Annotated in this window: 13 protein-coding genes, 1 tRNA gene and 3 pseudogenes; 7 read left to right on the forward strand and 10 right to left on the reverse strand. The window is 52.3% G+C overall.

Going from position 1 to position 16670, the window contains the following annotated elements:
- Nucleotides 1–8: 8 nt before the first annotated feature.
- Nucleotides 9–469, reverse strand: a pseudogene (gene tsaE, locus CXB77_RS04425) (tRNA (adenosine(37)-N6)-threonylcarbamoyltransferase complex ATPase subunit type 1 TsaE).
- A gap of 39 nt (nucleotides 470–508) precedes the next feature.
- Here tsaE and CXB77_RS04430 point away from each other — a divergent pair.
- Nucleotides 509–2653 carry a M1 family metallopeptidase gene (locus CXB77_RS04430; protein WP_146108678.1) on the forward strand — a complete coding sequence of 715 codons (2145 nt, stop codon included), beginning with the start codon at nucleotides 509–511 and terminating at the stop codon, nucleotides 2651–2653.
- Nucleotides 2654–2680: 27 nt separating this feature from the next.
- Here CXB77_RS04430 and CXB77_RS04435 read toward each other — a convergent pair whose 3' ends face one another.
- The 9 genes from CXB77_RS04435 to CXB77_RS04475 all read right to left on the reverse strand — a co-directional run bounded on the left by CXB77_RS04435 (nucleotide 2681) and on the right by CXB77_RS04475 (nucleotide 12237).
- Nucleotides 2681–4420: a DUF262 domain-containing protein gene (locus CXB77_RS04435; protein ID WP_105072939.1), complete on the reverse strand. Its 1740-nt coding sequence runs from the start codon at nucleotides 4418–4420 to the stop codon at nucleotides 2681–2683.
- Nucleotides 4421–4655: 235 nt separating this feature from the next.
- On the reverse strand, nucleotides 4656–4844 hold the full coding sequence (locus tag CXB77_RS04440; protein WP_197710993.1) for a type II toxin-antitoxin system RelE family toxin: 189 nt from the start codon (nucleotides 4842–4844) through the stop codon (nucleotides 4656–4658).
- Nucleotides 4844–5068 carry a hypothetical protein gene (locus CXB77_RS04445; RefSeq protein WP_242445437.1) on the reverse strand — a complete coding sequence of 75 codons (225 nt, stop codon included), beginning with the start codon at nucleotides 5066–5068 and terminating at the stop codon, nucleotides 4844–4846. The genes CXB77_RS04440 and CXB77_RS04445 overlap by 1 nt, the downstream gene beginning before the upstream one ends.
- A gap of 58 nt (nucleotides 5069–5126) precedes the next feature.
- Nucleotides 5127–5993, reverse strand: coding sequence for a carboxylating nicotinate-nucleotide diphosphorylase (nadC, locus tag CXB77_RS04450; protein WP_105072940.1), 867 nt, complete (start codon nucleotides 5991–5993; stop codon nucleotides 5127–5129).
- Nucleotides 5993–7027, reverse strand: a complete 1035-nt coding sequence (locus CXB77_RS04455) for a thiamine phosphate synthase (protein ID WP_242445438.1) — start codon at nucleotides 7025–7027, stop codon at nucleotides 5993–5995. The genes nadC and CXB77_RS04455 overlap by 1 nt, the downstream gene beginning before the upstream one ends.
- Nucleotides 7008–8243, reverse strand: a complete 1236-nt coding sequence (gene argJ, locus CXB77_RS04460) for a bifunctional glutamate N-acetyltransferase/amino-acid acetyltransferase ArgJ (protein WP_242445439.1) — start codon at nucleotides 8241–8243, stop codon at nucleotides 7008–7010. Before argJ ends, CXB77_RS04455 begins: the two co-directional genes overlap by 20 nt.
- Complete coding sequence (gene secA / locus CXB77_RS04465; protein ID WP_105072504.1) at nucleotides 8222–11038, reverse strand: preprotein translocase subunit SecA; 2817 nt, start codon at nucleotides 11036–11038, stop codon at nucleotides 8222–8224. The genes argJ and secA overlap by 22 nt, the downstream gene beginning before the upstream one ends.
- 144 nt (nucleotides 11039–11182) lie before the next feature.
- Nucleotides 11183–11259 (reverse strand) — tRNA-Pro (locus CXB77_RS04470).
- A 9-nt stretch (nucleotides 11260–11268) separates the two neighbouring features.
- Nucleotides 11269–12237: a polyprenyl synthetase family protein gene (locus CXB77_RS04475; RefSeq protein ID WP_105072503.1), complete on the reverse strand. Its 969-nt coding sequence runs from the start codon at nucleotides 12235–12237 to the stop codon at nucleotides 11269–11271.
- A gap of 292 nt (nucleotides 12238–12529) precedes the next feature.
- Between CXB77_RS04475 and rplU the strand changes: the two genes are divergently transcribed.
- The 6 genes and pseudogenes from rplU to CXB77_RS04505 form a co-directional block, all read left to right on the forward strand.
- On the forward strand, nucleotides 12530–12844 hold the full coding sequence (gene rplU, locus CXB77_RS04480; RefSeq protein ID WP_105072502.1) for a 50S ribosomal protein L21: 315 nt from the start codon (nucleotides 12530–12532) through the stop codon (nucleotides 12842–12844).
- Between the two features lie 12 nt (nucleotides 12845–12856).
- Nucleotides 12857–13114 (forward strand): 50S ribosomal protein L27, encoded by a 258-nt coding sequence (gene rpmA, locus CXB77_RS04485; RefSeq protein ID WP_105072501.1) that lies wholly within the window; start codon nucleotides 12857–12859, stop codon nucleotides 13112–13114.
- A 102-nt stretch (nucleotides 13115–13216) separates the two neighbouring features.
- Nucleotides 13217–14338 carry an Obg family GTPase CgtA gene (cgtA, locus tag CXB77_RS04490; RefSeq protein WP_105072500.1) on the forward strand — a complete coding sequence of 374 codons (1122 nt, stop codon included), beginning with the start codon at nucleotides 13217–13219 and terminating at the stop codon, nucleotides 14336–14338.
- A 21-nt stretch (nucleotides 14339–14359) separates the two neighbouring features.
- Nucleotides 14360–15480: pseudogene (proB, locus tag CXB77_RS04495) on the forward strand (glutamate 5-kinase).
- Nucleotides 15481–15656: 176 nt separating this feature from the next.
- Nucleotides 15657–16310: a c-type cytochrome gene (locus CXB77_RS04500; protein WP_105072498.1), complete on the forward strand. Its 654-nt coding sequence runs from the start codon at nucleotides 15657–15659 to the stop codon at nucleotides 16308–16310.
- Nucleotides 16311–16370: 60 nt separating this feature from the next.
- Nucleotides 16371–16670: pseudogene (locus CXB77_RS04505) on the forward strand (endonuclease/exonuclease/phosphatase family protein); the annotation flags it as partial.

Below are 16670 nucleotides of genomic sequence, written 5' to 3' on the forward strand. Positions count from 1 at the left end.
TTTCTCCGTTACTTGCCAACGTCGCGCAGCATCGCCACCAGCGCCTCACCGGATGGCGTCATGCCGCGCAGTGTCAAGTGCCGACCGACCGGCAAATGATTGATTTTAATCCTAATATCGGCTGGCGGCACATGCCCGACGCCGCGTTCCGCCCATTCGATCATCCACAGCGCATTTTCGCCGAGCAGATCGCGCAAACCGAGATATTCCAGTTCTTCGCGTCAGTTAAGCGATATAAATCAAGGTGATAAGCGACACGATCTGCAAGCTGATACGGTTCCAACAACGTATAAGTGGGACTGCGCACTGCGCCAGAGTGACCAAGTTGGCGCAAAATACTCCGCGCCAGCGTAGTTTTGCCGGTTCCCAAATCGCCCTCCAAATACAGGACGCAGGTCGGTGGCAGCAGCGCCGCAAGCTGTGCGCCAAATTGTAATTGCGCTTCGATATCTGCCAATTCAATGTTCATTAGAGCACTCCATATTCACATTTGTTTCGGTATTTAATCATGCACCAGCCCAGTCTTGTTCAGGTTATTAGCGTTTTTTTATTCGTGTTGTTATTGCCATTTAGTGCTACTGCTAATTCACCAGTTGTTCACCACCAATTAACCGTGCAATTCGATCCTGCTGGCGGAACGCTTGCGGTTGAAGATACGCTGACACTTCCGGCAGCAATGAAGCAATGGCAATTCACGTTGCACCGCGATCTTCATCCACAAGTTATTCACGGTGCTGCCGAGCTTATTTCACTGGGCACGGTCGCTAATTTAAGCGCATATCAATTGCAGCGGCATGATGCCGAACCGATAACGCTGCATTATCAGGGACGCATTCAACATCCGTTGGAACACATTGATGAGAGTGTGGGGCGCTCGCATCAATGGTCACTGGGCACAATTGATTCTGCCGGTATTTTTCTGGATGGTAATAGCGGTTGGTATCCGCGCCAGCCAAATACGCTGCACACTTTTCAATTGCGGGCGCAATTGCCATCGGGCTGGTTTGCAATTGCCGCTGGTGCGGGCAGTAATGAGCCGAACATTGGCATTTCAATGTGGACGGAAACCCAGCCGCAAGAGGATATTCCACTCGTTGCTGCGCCGTTCACTGCGTATCGCCGGGCAGCAAATGGTTTTGAAGCGCAGGTGTATTTGCGCGAGCCAGATGCGGCGCTGGCTGAACGTTATCTCGCGGCAACGGAAGAATATGTCGCGCATTACGCGGCGCTGCTTGGCGCTTATCCCTACGCTAAATTTGCGCTGGTCGAAAATTTCTGGGAAAGCGGTTACGGAATGCCGTCGTTTACGTTGCTCGGTGCGCAGGTGCTGCGATTGCCGTTCATTATCAACAGTTCTTATCCGCACGAAATTCTGCATAACTGGTGGGGCAACAGCGTTTATGTTGATGATTCTACTGGCAATTGGTGCGAAGGGCTGACGACGTATTTGGCGGATCATTGGTTGAAAGAACGCGCGGGGCAAGGCGCGGAATATCGCCGCGATGCGCTGCGCAATTTTGCCGATTACGTGCGCACTGCGCAGGATTTTCCGCTCACTGCGTTTCGCGGTCGTCATGGCTCTGCGTCGCAAGCGATTGGTTACGGCAAAGGCGCGATGTTTTTTCACATGCTGCGCCAGCAATTGGGCGCGACCATTTTTGAGGACGGACTGCGGCGGTTTTACGCAGATAATCGTTTTCGTGCCGCAAGTTACGCTGATTTGCAACGTGCATTTGAGGCAGTGAGCGGGCGCGATTTGCGCAATTTTTTCACTGCGTGGACGACCCGTCTCGGCGCACCTCGGCTGGCGTTGAGCGCAGTTGAAATGGTTCGTGTTGACGCCGGTTATCAGGTGCGCGGTCTGGTGGAACAAACGCAAACCTCTGCACCATTTCCGCTGCAAATTCCGATTGTTATCAGTCAAAGTAACGGCGAACCATTGTCGTTGATCGTTGATAGCCACGAGCGTATCACGCCGTTTACTGCGACTTTGCCCAGCACTCCGCAGCGCATCGCGGTTGATCCGGCGTTTGACGTTTTCCGCGAGCTGGCTGCGGGCGAAACGCCAGTCACTCTCAGCGCGTTATTTGGTGCAGAGCGCGGCGTAATCGTGTTGCCCGCTGCGGCGTCAGAACCGTTGTTGAATGGGTATCGCCAACTGGCGACGACTTGGCTGCAAGGGCATTCGGGTTGGCAGATTCGTTTAGATTCCGAGCTGGCGCAGCTACCGACTGACCAACCGATTTGGTTATTAGGCTGGGAAAATCAGCACCTTAACGCGCTGAGTGCTGGCGCAGCAGATTTCAGCGTTGATGCAGCGACGCAACAGGTAACGCTTAAATCCCCCCAACCCCCCTTTGTAAAAGGGGGGCTTAAAACTCCCCCCTTTGCTAAAGAAGGACTTGAAACTCCCCCCTTTGTAAAAGGGGGGTTGGGGGGGATTTCGAGCGTCGTCCTCACGCGCTGGCACAATCAGCAACCGTTGGCGTGGTTGGCGACCAACAATGCAACCGCACTGCCGCCGTTGACGCGCAAATTGCCGCATTATGGCAAATACAGTGTTCTTGGTTTCAGCGGCGCAGAAGCTATCAATCAATACAAAGGACAGTGGGCAAGCGGGGATTCTGCGCTGGTGTATTATTTTGAATTGTAAAAGGAGTAACCCAATCAACGTTATTTGTCAGTCTGCAATCGCAATTAAATTCTCGCTGTGGAGAAAATTGAAGAACTTATCTAGGATAGTTTTATTGCGGTCAACGATCTGCTGCTGATCAAATTTTGTATAGCGAATGATGTCAGCTATTTCGGAAATTTGACTGGCATCTTTGTTTTTTCCATGATGTTGTTTACCGCTGTAAATTTTCTTCTTATCTTCAAACCGATAATCGGATGCTTTAATGTTAATACTTCCTTCAAGTAGCACCTTATTACCCAGCGATTCAAGATGAATTTTAGCTAAACCGCCTTCCATTTCTTGGCGTTTCTTTGAATAGATGTGCTCTAGGTGGAAAATTTCATTGCTGTCAAGAAGCTGCTGCTTTGAAAAGGTATAGGCGTACCATGTCATCATGGAGCGGGTAATATCCCGCTGATTCGTAAACGCATAATTTTCAAAGAATGAACGTGCCTTGCTCTCGCTAAATTTATACTTAGAAAAAGTGACGTCGATACCGTTAATAACATTAATCATCTCATCATATACGGGTGTACGCAGCGCATTTACTCCGGGATTGGTCACTGCATAGGCAAAAATAAAAGCAGTAATTTTATCCAAAAATTGAATGAACTTTGTCTCTTCTAATAACCCATCATTGTTTCTATTCTGTAAAAAATATACAGAAGTGATGTGTTGCCACATACCATTTGGCGCATATTTCAAGACAAAAAGATTTTTGAGAATATCATTAGAAAATCGCTTTTTATCTTGACGAGAAACACTTTTCCAGAATAAAGCCAATGCTTTTAGTTCACTAATTGTATTGGGTTGTTTGAAATACTGATATTTATTGCGCTCATAAAACTTTCGTAGTGATTCAGTGGTTGTACTTTTGTTTCCTTCCTTGGCGCGTAAAAAATACATGTAGCGCGTAAACAGTTCATCCATTGGAGTGCCTGTGTTCGGATAAAACACTGAACTTGTTATTTCTTCAAGCTCTTTCCATTCAGCAATGAATTCATCCTTTTTATCGAGACCACCGTAGTATTTATAGAACTGTGCCTTAAATATATCGGCATCTGACAATGGAAGACCACGATCGTTAAGTGTCGAAAAAATGCGAAGCGCCGTATCCTGAGATTCTGCTTCAATAGGTAAAAGAATACAGTTGCGTAATATACGGGCTGGCAAATACGGAAAATAACTCGCAAATTCTTGTAAGAAATCATCAATTTTTCTTTGAAAGAATTGATAATTATTGACATATTGGCTCTTACTACCCGACTTTATTTCTCCAGTACATAGCAACTCAAGAAATTCCTGTTTGTCATTATCTGTGGCAACTTCTGAATCAATTTTGAGTTTGGATTTATCTGCCGTACCAAATGTATCTGTTTTCCAAATACAATGCTCGATACGACTACGCGTTAGTTTTGAATTTGTATCCTGCATATTGGCAAATTTGTCATAAAAAGCTCGCAAGATCAGCATTAACGTCGTAAGGCGTTGCTGACCATCAATAACCTCTGATTTTCCTTTTTCATTTTTATACGTCACAATAGACCCAAGAAAATACTCTTCGTTTTCATCAAACGTTTCATAGTCATTATTTGGGAATGAAAATAAGAAAATATCATCCCATAGTGTTTGGCATTGTTCTTCATCCCAAGCATAAGGACGTTGATAATCAGGAATGAGAAAATCTGCTTTTTTATCTGACAGCAAGTCAAATATTGTTTTTTGATCCACATTGAGTTTTGACATTTCATTTCCTATTACAAATGCAGTCGAATTGGCAATTGCTCATTCGACTTTTTTATTTCGCCACCAGCCGCAGCGATAAATCTACCGCCGACCGAATAGCATCAATTATTGATTGTGAATTCTAATTCTGATGTGAAATAGCCTTGACTTACAAACAACCAACACATCAGTGATAAATATCGCTTCGGTGACCAACTTTGACAACGAGAACTAACACACGATTATCGTGAATTTCTTAGAGAATTTGGTACTCTCCAATGCGCACACGATATAAATCATGTTCGCCAGAGAGTTTAACCACACCCGATGGGCGTGGTTGTTCTGCAAGTTTGTTAATTGCGTCATACATGCGTTGCTGCAAATCTTTTGAAAGTGCTAAGATTGCCTTGCGAGCAGACAGTTTTATTTCAATCTGGTATTCCATTAAACCTCAAGCTCCATTTCGGCCTTGATGGTTTCCCATGAAACAGTTGGCTCATCCTTTACCGCTCGCGCATCTTCAATATCTTGAAAATCTTCCAGACGATTCAGCAATGTTTCGTATTCTTCAAGCGGCAAAACCACTGATAACTGGTTGCCATTTTCATCCGTAATAAACTGGGGGTGAAGTGTCATCGCTGCATGTTCTTTTAATTCAAGTTTGCACATTTTTTACTCCAAATTGACAGGTTAATTAAGCGGCATAACTCTAAAAAAGTGCTACCGCTTACGCGCCCACCAGCCGCAGCGATAAATCCACTGCCGTCACATCTTTGGTTAAACCGCCGACCGAAATCCGATTGACGCCCGTTTCCGCCACCGCTCGCAACGTCGTCAGATTCATATTGCCAGACGCTTCCAACTGCGCCCGCCCAGAGGTGAGCGCGACCGCCTCGCGCAACTGCGCCAGCGAAAAATTATCCAACAAAATCAACTGTGCTCCGCCAGCCAACGCCTCATCCAATTCCGCGAGCGATTCCACCTCAATCTCAATCGCCACTCCCGCTTTTAGCGCCTGCGCTGCTGCGAGCGCAGCGTGGATGGAACCAGCCGCTAAGATGTGGTTTTCCTTGATTAAAATCATGTCAAACAGCCCAATGCGGTGATTGTGGCACCCGCCGCAGCGCACCGCGTATTTTTGCTGAAGCCGCAAGCCCGGCAAGGTTTTGCGCGTATCCAACACCTGCACCGGCAGCCCCGCGACCGCATCCGCAAAGTGCCGCGCTCGCGTCGCCGTCCCCGACAACAATTGCAGATAATTCATCGCTGTGCGTTCACCAGTCAGCAATGTGCGGCTGTTGCCCTCCACGCTGCACAACCGCTGCCCCGGCGCGATGCGCTCGCCGTCGTGCGCCGTCCAACTCACGCAGCACGTCGGATCAAGCTGTTTGAAAACCGTTTCAAACCAAGCACTTCCGCATAAAACCGCCGTTTCGCGGGTAATCAACTCCGCCCGCAACGTTTGTCCGGCAGGCAGCAGCGCGGCAGTTAAATCGCCCGTGCCCACATCCTCCGCCAACGCCGTCGCCACCTGCGCGGCGATCAGGGCGGAAGCGGGTAAATCTGTTATTAAATCAAGCGTTAAAGTCGTCATCAGCGATCTCCAAAAAATCCGCGTATTCCAGCGATTCCGTGCGCTCCGTGCGACTGCGCCAGCGGCACATCCGCTGGCGTCACACCGCCGAGCGCGTACACCGGCAGCGCCAGCGATTCCACCAATTCCGCAAATCGCGCCCAGCCGAGCGGCGTCGCGTCGGGATGGCTGGCGGTTTTTTGCACCGGCGAGAGCAGCGCGTAATCCAAACCGAGCCGCTCGGCCTGCGCCAACTGCGCGGCATCGTGACAGGACGCGCCAATCAATTCGGTCGCGCTGTAGGGGCGTTCGGTCAGCGTCATCAATAGATGACTGGTGAGATGCAGCCCGTGACGCGGCACATTGATGACGCGGTCGGGAGCGCGATTGAGCACCAGCCGCACACCGTGCTGTTCGCAGCGAGCAAACAATTGACGCGCCAATTGGTTGTATTCGGTATCGGTGCGGTCGTGAGCGCGGAGTTGAATGAGCAAATCCACCCTAACCCCCCTTTTCCAAAGGGGGGAACTAAAAAACTCATTCCTTTGGCAAAAGGAAGGACTAAAAAGCCCCCCTTTAGCAAAGGGGGGTTGGGGGGATTTTTCAAATAGGAGGGATTTAGCGCCGTCAGTGATTTGCAGCAACGGCGGCAGACGTAACAGATTGATAATCGGGCGATCTCCGGCGGGAAAGACGCTCGGATCAAGCGCCGTCGGCAGTTGCCAAGCAAGCGGCTGACCTTCGCGCCCGTGCGGAATGCCGATAAAATCAGTCACTTGCCGCACATCCAGCAGCACGGTCTGCGTCGGATACACATGGCGCACCACCCGCAGCGGCTGACTGCTCACCACTTGAATGCCCAACTCTTCCGCCAATTCCCGCGCCAGCGCCTGCTCCGGTGTTTCGCCGCGCTCGACTTTACCGCCGGGAAATTCCCAACAACCGCCGTGCGCGACCTGCGGCGGACGTTGGCTAATCAGCACCCGTCCGTTCGTGTCCCGAATGATGCCAACCATGACGTGCAGCGGCTGGCGCTCAACTGCGATATTCGGCATTGATGCGGACATAATCGTAAGAAAAATCACAGGTTAAGACCTGCGCCGTCGCCGCCCCGCGCCCTAAAATGACGCGAATTACAATCTCCGCTACCGCCATCACTGCCGCGCCAGCCGCCTCGGTGTAGTCCGGCGAACGCCCGCCATTGCTGACGATTCGCACGTCGCCGAGATCAATTTGCACGCGGGCGATGTCCAAATCCGTCACGCCAGCGCGTCCGACTGCCGCCAAAATCCGCCCCCAATTCGGATCGGACGCAAACAGCGCCGTTTTCACCAACGGCGAATGCGCGATGGTGTAGGCGACCTGTCGCGCTTCCGCAACATTTGCCGCATCTTCCACCCGCACCGTCACCAGCTTAGTTGCGCCTTCGCCATCGCGGACAATCGCTGTTGCTAATTCCAGACACACTGCGTCAACGGCAGTTTGCAGCGCCGCATATTCGGCACTTTCTGCGTGATCAATCAACGGGTTGCCGAGCGCACCGCTGGCAATCAACACGCAGGAATCGTTGGTTGACGTGTCGCCATCAATCGTAATTGCGTTAAACGAACCGGCGACTGCCTGCTCCAAACTGCGTTGCAGTAGCGCAGGCGCAACAGTGGCATCAGTGGCAATAAACGCCAGCATCGTCGCCATATTTGGGCAAATCATCCCCGCACCTTTGGCGATGCCCGTCACCGTCGCCGTCTGACCGTTCAATTCAAATTGACGCGAGACCAGTTTGGGCACCGTGTCCGTCGTCATGATCGCCCGCGCTGCGAGCGACCACGCGCTCACATCCAGCCGCGTCAACAGCTCCGGCAGCGCAGCCGCGAGGCGTTCCACCGGCAGCGGCTCGCCGATCACGCCAGTCGAAAACGGCAGAATTTGTTCAGATAAACAACCAGTTAGCTCCGCCAACGCCGCGCACGAAGCCTGCGCGTCAACCAATCCGCGCTCGCCGGTGCCAGCGTTGGCGTTGCCGGAATTGATCAGCAAATAACGCGGCGCAGTCGTCGCCAAATGCTGCCGCGCCAACGTCACCGGCGCAGCACAAAAGGCGTTGCGCGTAAACACGGCGGCGGCGCTGCTGCCCGGCGCGAGCGCCAACACCAGCAAATCATCGCGCCCGTGATAACGAATGCCCGCCGCGCCGGTCGCCAATTGCACTCCGGCGACCGGTAAAAATGAAAGTTCAACTCCGCTCATTTTCAACTCGCTTTGCCGCAGCATTGTTTGTATTTCTTACCCGAACCGCACGGACAAGGATCATTGCGCCCGATCTTTTCATTCGTGCGAATAAATGGTTGCGATACGGGAGCCGTTTTATGTTCTGCATCCGCAGCGGCTGGCGCTTCAGTCTCATCATCCGCAAAACCATGAAATTCATCATGTTTGAATTCAAACGTCGGCAATGGCGGAGCGAAATTAAGCGGCGCAGGCGCAGCGCCAATATGCAATCGCGCCAATGTCGTCACCACATCATGTTTAATGGTATCGAGCATTGCCGAAAACATTTCAAATGCCTCGCGCTTGTATTCCTGTTTCGGATTCTTTTGCGCATAACCGCGCAAATGAATTCCTTGGCGCAGATAATCCATTGCCGCCAGATGATCTTTCCATTCACTGTCAAGCGTTTGCAACATCACCGCTTTTTCAATCTGCCGCAATTGCGCTGCCCCAACTTGTTCTTCCTGTTCGGTATAGCGGGCAATGAGCGTATCGTGAATACGGCGGCGCAAACTCTCTTCATGCAAACGGTCATCGCTATCCAACCAGTATTGAATTGGCCACTCACCGCCGAATAGATCAGTTAATGCTGCCGTCAATCCCGCAATATCCCATTGCTCTTCCAAACTTTCTGGTGAAATGTGCGCATTGATAATTGCCTGCAACGTATCCTCACGCATCGCATCAACGGTCTCGGAAATATCCACGCTATCCATCAATTCGCGGCGCTGGCGATAAATGACTTTGCGCTGATCATTCGCCACGTCGTCATATTCTAATAACTGCTTGCGAATATCAAAATTGCGCCCTTCAACCTTGCGCTGCGCATTTTCAATCGACTTCGTCACCCAAGGATGTTCAATCGCCTCGCCATTTTGCATTCCGAGCCGCTGCATCATTCGACTCACGCGCTCGGAGGCAAAAATCCGCATCAAATTGTCTTCCAATGACAAATAAAAGCGCGATGAACCCGGATCACCTTGTCGCCCAGAACGCCCGCGCAATTGGTTGTCAATACGCCGGGATTCATGGCGTTCAGTACCAATCACATGTAAACCGCCAGCCGAAACAACCTGCGCGTGGCGAATTTTCCACGCAGCACGAATCGCGTCTGCATCGGCATCAACGCCAGCGTCATTGAGTTCCGCTTCCAGATTGCCGCCGAGCACGATGTCAGTACCGCGACCGGCCATATTCGTCGCAATGGTGATTGCGCCCGGTCGCCCAGCCTGCGCGATGATGCCGGCCTCGCGCTCATGCTGTTTGGCGTTTAACACTTCATGCGGAATGCTGTGTTTTTTGAGTAACTCTGATACCAATTCGGAGGTTTCAATCGACGCAGTGCCAACCAGCGCCGGCTGCCCGCGCCGCACGCAGTCCTGAATGTCGGTGATAATTGCCTGATATTTTTCGGTTTGGGTGAGATAAACGAGGTCGCCACGATCATCGCGGATCATCGGCTGATTGGTGGGAATAACGACCACTTCCAGCCCGTAAATCTGTTGGAATTCATAGGCTTCGGTATCGGCAGTGCCGGTCATGCCGGAGAGCTTGGGATACAGTCGGAACAGATTTTGAAAGGTGATCGACGCCATCGTCTGATTTTCGGACTGAATAGCGACGCCTTCTTTCGCCTCCACTGCTTGATGCAGTCCTTCCGACCAGCGGCGTCCGGGCATGGTGCGTCCGGTGAATTCATCCACGATGATAATTTGTCCATCGCGGACGATGTATTCGACGTTTTTCTGGAACAGCGCGTGAGCACGAAGCGCAGCGTAAACGTGGTGCATTAACACGATGTTGCTGGGATCGTAGAGCACTGCGCCCTCGTCGAGCACTCCGATTTCCAACAGCATTTGTTCAACGTGTTCGTGACCTTCTTCGCTGAGATAAACCTGCCGCTGCTTTTCATCGACCGAATAATCGCCGGGACCAAAATCAGGTTTGCCTTCGTCGTTGGTAATCGGTGCTTGACGGGTCAAACGTGGAATCAATTTGTCGATGTGTTGATACAGCTCGGTGCTGCCTTCGGAAGTGCCGGAAATAATCAACGGCGTCCGTGCTTCATCAATCAGGATCGAATCGACTTCATCGACGATGGCGAAAAAAGGCTGGCGCTGGGTGCGCTGTTCCGGCGTGAACGCCATGTTGTCGCGCAGATAATCAAAGCCAAATTCGTTATTCGTGCCGTAGGTGATGTCGGCGGCATAAGTCTGTTTGCGCGTCACCGGGCGGAGATGGCGATAACCTTCACTAGCGGCGAGTGGTTCATAACTGGGCTCGAATTGATACGAGGAAACATCTGGTCCCAGCCCGCCGGAGGAATTGATGACGCCGACCGAGAGACCGAGAAAATGATAGAGCCGTCCCATCCATGCAGCATCGCGGCGAGCGAGATAATCGTTGACGGTGACAACGTGAACGCCTTTGCCGGGCAGCGCGTTGAGATAAGCAGCGAGAGTGGCGACCAGCGTTTTGCCTTCGCCGGTGCGCATTTCGGCGATTTTGCCGTCGTTCAGCACCATGCCGCCGACCATTTGCACATCGAAATGGCGCATTCCGAGAACACGTTTGCCAGCTTCGCGCACGACGGCAAACGCTTCCGGTAACAGGCTATCGAGCGTCGCGCCAGCATCCAAACGTTGCCGAAACTCCGCTGTTTTCGCTGCCAGCGCTGCATCGGAGAGCGAGATTAACGTCGATTCCAGCGCGTTGATTTGCGCTACAGATTTGAGCAGAGTTTTGACGAGCCGTTCGTTACGACTTCCAAAGAGCTTTTTAAACAGACGAGTAACCATCGGACTATTTCAGACCTGATCGGATAAATCGCCGGATGATACCGGATTTACCTAATCGCGGGTGACTTCACCGAGAAGCCTATTGCATCCTAAAAACAACACGCACAAAAAAGCCGCTGGGCAGCGGCTATTAAGTATTCATTATGGTCGGGGTGACAGGATTTGAACCTGCGACTTCTGCCTCCCGAAGACAGCGCTCTACCAAGCTGAGCTACACCCCGAAAATCCAATCAATGTGTGCGACTAATTGCAAAATCCGCCATTAACGCCAGTGCTTCAGTGGCTGCCGAAACAGGTAACACTTTGAGTGCTTCCTGCGCACGTATCACATGCGTTTTTGCGAGCTGCGCAGTGTAGGCGATTGCATCTGTTGAGGCAATCGCTTGGATTACCGCGTCGATTTGATCGCGTCCACCGTGTTCAATGGCGTCGCGCAGCAGTGTTTGCTGCGCCGGAGTACCAACCGCTATTGCACGAATTACCGGCAATGTTGGTTTTCCCTCCTCAAGATCATCACCAACATTTTTTCCCCATTCCGCATTATCGACGCTGTAATCCAGTGCATCGTCGATCAACTGAAAAGCAATGCCCAAATTCAAACCATAACTCGCTGCTGCTGCTTCAACGGCTGACGACGAATCCGCCAGCACTGCGCCCAGCCGCGATCCGGCTTCAAATAACGTTGCTGTCTTGCGGGTGATGACTTCCATATAGCGCGTTTCGCTGGTGTCAGGATCGCGTTCATTGAGCAATTGCAGCACTTCGCCTTCGGCAATGCGATTGGTCGCGTGAGCCAAGACTTCCATGACCCGCATACTGCCGACATCAACCATCATTTCAAAAGCGCGGGAATACAGAAAATCGCCGACCAATACGCTGGCGTCATTGCCCCAGACCACGTTGGCGGTTTCACGGTTACGGCGCAATTCCGAACCGTCAACCACATCGTCATGCAACAGCGTTGACGTGTGAATAAATTCAACAACGGCAGCGAGATCAATATGGCGCTCACCGCTGTAGCCGCAGGCACGAGCAGCCAGCAGCACACACAGTGGACGCAGGCGTTTACCGCCGCTATTCACGATGTAATGACCGATTTGGTTAATCAGAACAACGTCAGACTGAAGACGGCGCAGGATCAAGGCGTCCACGGCCTTCGAGTCCTCAGCGACGGGGTGTCGAATCGTGGAGAGGTCCATGCGTATATTTAGGAATTTGTCGATGATGGCGGTTAATGATGCTAGGAGTGGCACAAAAAACTGTCAAGCCACTGGGTTGCGGTTTAGGTTTATTCGTAACGCGCTAAGATTACGCCATTTGTGTGGTTGCGGTCGACTGATTCGCAATAAAACGCTCAAAATTGGTGTCCTCTTAAATGAAGCGCAGGGTGAAACGATTGACGCAATATGCCATATCGACATACCATTCCGCTTCTTTGTTCCGGCGCTGGGCGTCGATAACAATTCCGAATAATTTTGAGGACTTGAAGACATGTACGCGGTCATTCAAACCGGCGGTAAACAATACCGTGTTTCCGAAGGTGATACGGTAAAAGTTGAAAAACTGGTTGCCGAAGAAGGTGCAAGTATCGACCTTAACCAAGTGCTGATGATCGCTGACGGCGATGACATCAGAGTTGGTAAACCCTATCTCGATGGTTGCTCAGTGACTGCAACAGTCGCAAGTCACGGGCGGGCACAAAAAGTCAAGATCGTGAAATTCCGTCGGCGCAAACATTACATGAAGCGTCAAGGACATCGGCAGTGGTACACCGCGCTTAAAATTACAAACATCAGCGGCGGTTAAAAGGAGACCCCAATGGCACATAAAAAAGCAGGCGGCAGTTCACGCAATGGCCGCGATTCCGAATCGAAACGCCTCGGCGTTAAAGTGTTTGGCGGTCAAACCGTCACCGCTGGCAGCATCATCGTGCGGCAGCGTGGAACCAAATTTCACAACGGCGTTAACGTCGGCTGTGGACGCGATCACACCTTGTTTGCCTTGCGTGACGGCGTGGTGAAATTCTTGGTGCGCGGTGCAGAAAATCGTAAGTTTGTGACCGTTGAGAACGTCTGATTTCGCAGTTCGAGCGGGCGTTCGTCACTCTGCACACTCTGAGCCTCGTCTTTGCAGACGGGGCTTTTTCATTTTTAGCAGATTATTAAGTAGGTTACGCGCATGAAGTTCGTGGACGAGGCATTCATTCGGGTCGAGGCCGGCGATGGTGGCAACGGCTGCGTGAGCTTTCGCCGCGAAAAATACATCCCGTTTGGCGGCCCGAATGGCGGCGACGGTGGCGACGGCGGCAGCGTTTATCTCATTGCTGATAATAATATCAACACGTTAGTCGATTTCCGTTACCAGCGCATTCACCGCGCCGAACGCGGTCAAAACGGCATGAGTAAAGACATGACCGGACGCGGTGGCGCTGATCTCGTCATTCCTGTGCCGGTCGGAACGCGGGTATTTGAGCAGGACACCGGCGAATTGATCGGCGAATTGCTGGAAACCGGGCAGCGAATGCTGGTCGCGCAGGGTGGTTTTCACGGCATCGGCAATGCGCGTTATAAATCAAGCACCAATCGCGCTCCGCGTCAGTCCAAACCCGGCACACCCGGCGAGCGCCGCGAACTTCAGTTGGAACTGATTTTGCTGGCGGACGTGGGACTGCTCGGTTTTCCCAACGCCGGCAAGTCCTCGTTAATTCGGCAGATTTCCAGTGCGCGTCCCAAAGTTGCGGATTATCCGTTCACGACGTTGTATCCCAATCTCGGCGTGGTGCGCGTCGGGCGCAATCGCAGTTTCGTCGTCGCCGATATTCCCGGCGTGATCGAAGGCGCAGCGGAAGGTGCTGGGCTGGGCATTCAATTTCTCAAACATCTCGCCCGCACCCGTCTGCTGCTGCATCTGGTGGACATCGCGCCACTCGGCGATCAAGAAGACCCTGCCGAGCAAGTGCAGAAAATTGAAGCAGAATTAGCCGCGTTTGGTGGCGATTTGACCGAGAAAGAACGCTGGCTGGTGTTGAACAAAGTCGATTTGCTTGACGCCGACGAATACGCCGAACGGCAGGCGCAATTGATCGCTGCGCTCGATTGGCACACGCCGGTTTACGGCATTTCCGCGCTGACCGGACAAGGCACTGCGGAATTGGTCAACGCGCTGATGCAGCGACTGGAACAACTCAAAAACGATCCTGATGCTGCGCCCAATACCGCGCTTAAACCGCTTGATCCGCACGTTTCAGAATGGGATGCGCCCGCCACGCCTGACGAAGGTGATTGGCATCCACTTGATTAAGCAAAGACTTTCTCATCCACAATGACCCGTCATTCTCTCGCAACGACCCGGCGCTGGGTCGTCAAAATCGGCAGCGCCTTATTAACCCAAGACGGTCACGGGCTGACACACGCGCTGCTGATGCCCTGGGTGGAACAGATTGCCGAGCGTCGTCGCGCCGGTCACGAAGTCGTGCTGGTGTCCTCCGGCGCAGTTGCGGAAGGTATGGCGCGAATGGGTTGGCAGCGCCGTCCAAAGCGTTGCACGAACTCCAAGCTGCTGCCGCGATTGGGCAAATGGGACTGGTGCGGGCTTACGAAGATTGTTTCCAAACTTGCGGATTGCACACCGCGCAGGTGCTGTTGACCCGCGACGATCTCGCCAATCGCGTCCGTTATCTCAATGCGCGCAGTACGTTACGCACGCTGCTGCGGCTCGGCGTGATTCCGGTCATCAACGAAAACGACACCGTAGCGACCGATGAACTGCGGTTTGGCGATAACGACACGCTGGCAGCGTTGGTCGCTAATCTGATTGAAGCGGATTTGCTGATTTTGCTGACCGATCAAGACGGGCTGTTTGATGCCGATCCGCGTTTTCATCCGACCGCGCAGCTGATTACGGAAACCGGCGTTGACGATCCGCTGCTGGATGCAGTGGCTGGCGGCAGCGTCACCGGACTCGGCACTGGCGGGATGGTGACGAAAATTCGGGCAGCGCGGCTGGCGGCGCGGTCGGGAACGCCAACCGTGATTGCGCCGGGACGCGGTGAAGCAGTGTTGACGCGCATCGGCGCCAGTGCGCCAGTCGGTACTTTGTTGATGCCCGCGCAGGAACCGCAGGCAGCGCGTAAACAGTGGCTGGCTGGACATTTGCAAGTGCGCGGGCGTTTGGTGTTGGATGCTGGCGCAGTGCGGGCGCTGCGCGACAACGGAACCAGTTTGTTGGCGGTCGGTGTTAAAGCGGTGCAGGGAAAGTTTGAGCGCGGCGAAGTAGTCGCTTGCATTGACGAGCTAGGGCGCGAAGTTGCTCGCGGTCTGGTGAATTATGACGCAGCGGCAGCAACACGCATTCGTGGTTTGGCGTCGAGCCAGTTTGAGGCGATCTTGGGTTATCTGGACGATGACGAACTGATTCACCGTGATAATTTAGTATTGCTGTAACGTTGAAAGCGAAACTAAACGCAGCAAAACGCTGTCTTTCAACTGGCTTGAACACCTTGGTTCAGGTTGACTGAAATGCTCAATATCTGATATAAAAAGCCGGTTTTTCAATAAGCTAACCCAACAAACCTATCAACTTCTCTCTGGTTTCAATACCGGAGTTTCTCGCGGAACAACTGATGAAAACTTTGCTCTTAACGATTTCAGTCGCAGCGATTTTCGCAGCTGGCGTGGTACAGGCTGCTGAACAACACGCAGCAGCGGCGTCTCAGGTAACGACCGGAGATATTAAAGCTGGCGAACAAAAGGCGAGCACCATTTGCATCGCCTGTCACGGTCCGCAAGGCAACAGTTTAGTTCCCATTTGGCCGAAGCTCGCTGGTCAGCATCCTGATTACATTAAGAAGCAAATCATGGACTTCAAAGCGGGTAACCGTTACAACGTCCAGATGACGCCGATGGCAATGCCATTGACCGATCAAGAAGTTGCAGATGTCGCTGCGTATTTCTCCAGCCAAAAACAAAGCGGTGGCACGGCTGATTCCGAATTGACCAAACTCGGTGAAAGTATTTATCGCGCTGGCAATCCAACCACTGGTGTTCCTGCGTGCAGCGGTTGTCATGGTCCAGCTGGTCTTGGTCAGGGATTGTCCAGATTCCCGCGTCTGTCTGGTCAACACGCTGGTTACATCAAACAAACGCTGGGCTATTTCCAAAAGCAGGAACGGGCAAATGATCCGAATGGCATGATGCGCGGCGTCACGGCGCGGATGACCGATCAAGAAATGACCGCAGTATCTCAATATATTCAGGGACTTGCTGCCAAGTAACTGCCTTTCGAGGATGACAAAAAACGGCAGGACATCCTGCCGTTTTTTATTGTGTCAACAATGCGCCAACTGAATCTCCTCAGCTACAACGTGCAAGCTGGCATTCACTCCCGCCAGTACAGCGACTATTTCACCAACAGTTGGAAGCACTTACTTCCGCATCCCGAGCAACTGGTCAATCTGACGCGCATTGCACAATTGCTCCGTCAATTCGATCTTGTTGGATTGCAAGAAGTAGACGCCGGCAGCCTGCGCAGCGCCTACATTGATCAAGTGCAATATCTCGCCCGCCACGGCGCATTTCCGTACTGGTATCGCCAAATCAACCGCAATCTCGGCCCGTTCGCCCAACACAGTAAC

Source organism: Chromatium okenii (assembly GCF_002958735.1).
GTDB lineage: Bacteria > Pseudomonadota > Gammaproteobacteria > Chromatiales > Chromatiaceae > Chromatium > Chromatium okenii_A.

What these genes read in the sequence shown, in the direction of transcription:
- CXB77_RS04430 (WP_146108678.1), top strand. Translation starts at nt 509, where the DNA reads ATGCACCAGCCCAGTCTTGTTCAGGTTATTAGCGTTTTTTTATTCGTG.
- CXB77_RS04435 (WP_105072939.1), bottom strand. Translation starts at nt 4,420, where the DNA reads ATGTCAAAACTCAATGTGGATCAAAAAACAATATTTGACTTGCTGTCA.
- CXB77_RS04440 (WP_197710993.1), bottom strand. Translation starts at nt 4,844, where the DNA reads ATGGAATACCAGATTGAAATAAAACTGTCTGCTCGCAAGGCAATCTTA.
- CXB77_RS04445 (WP_242445437.1), bottom strand. Translation starts at nt 5,068, where the DNA reads ATGTGCAAACTTGAATTAAAAGAACATGCAGCGATGACACTTCACCCC.
- nadC (WP_105072940.1), bottom strand. Translation starts at nt 5,993, where the DNA reads ATGACGACTTTAACGCTTGATTTAATAACAGATTTACCCGCTTCCGCC.
- CXB77_RS04455 (WP_242445438.1), bottom strand. Translation starts at nt 7,027, where the DNA reads ATGCCGAATATCGCAGTTGAGCGCCAGCCGCTGCACGTCATGGTTGGC.
- argJ (WP_242445439.1), bottom strand. Translation starts at nt 8,243, where the DNA reads ATGCTGCGGCAAAGCGAGTTGAAAATGAGCGGAGTTGAACTTTCATTT.
- secA (WP_105072504.1), bottom strand. Translation starts at nt 11,038, where the DNA reads ATGGTTACTCGTCTGTTTAAAAAGCTCTTTGGAAGTCGTAACGAACGG.
- CXB77_RS04475 (WP_105072503.1), bottom strand. Translation starts at nt 12,237, where the DNA reads ATGGACCTCTCCACGATTCGACACCCCGTCGCTGAGGACTCGAAGGCC.
- rplU (WP_105072502.1), top strand. Translation starts at nt 12,530, where the DNA reads ATGTACGCGGTCATTCAAACCGGCGGTAAACAATACCGTGTTTCCGAA.
- rpmA (WP_105072501.1), top strand. Translation starts at nt 12,857, where the DNA reads ATGGCACATAAAAAAGCAGGCGGCAGTTCACGCAATGGCCGCGATTCC.
- cgtA (WP_105072500.1), top strand. Translation starts at nt 13,217, where the DNA reads ATGAAGTTCGTGGACGAGGCATTCATTCGGGTCGAGGCCGGCGATGGT.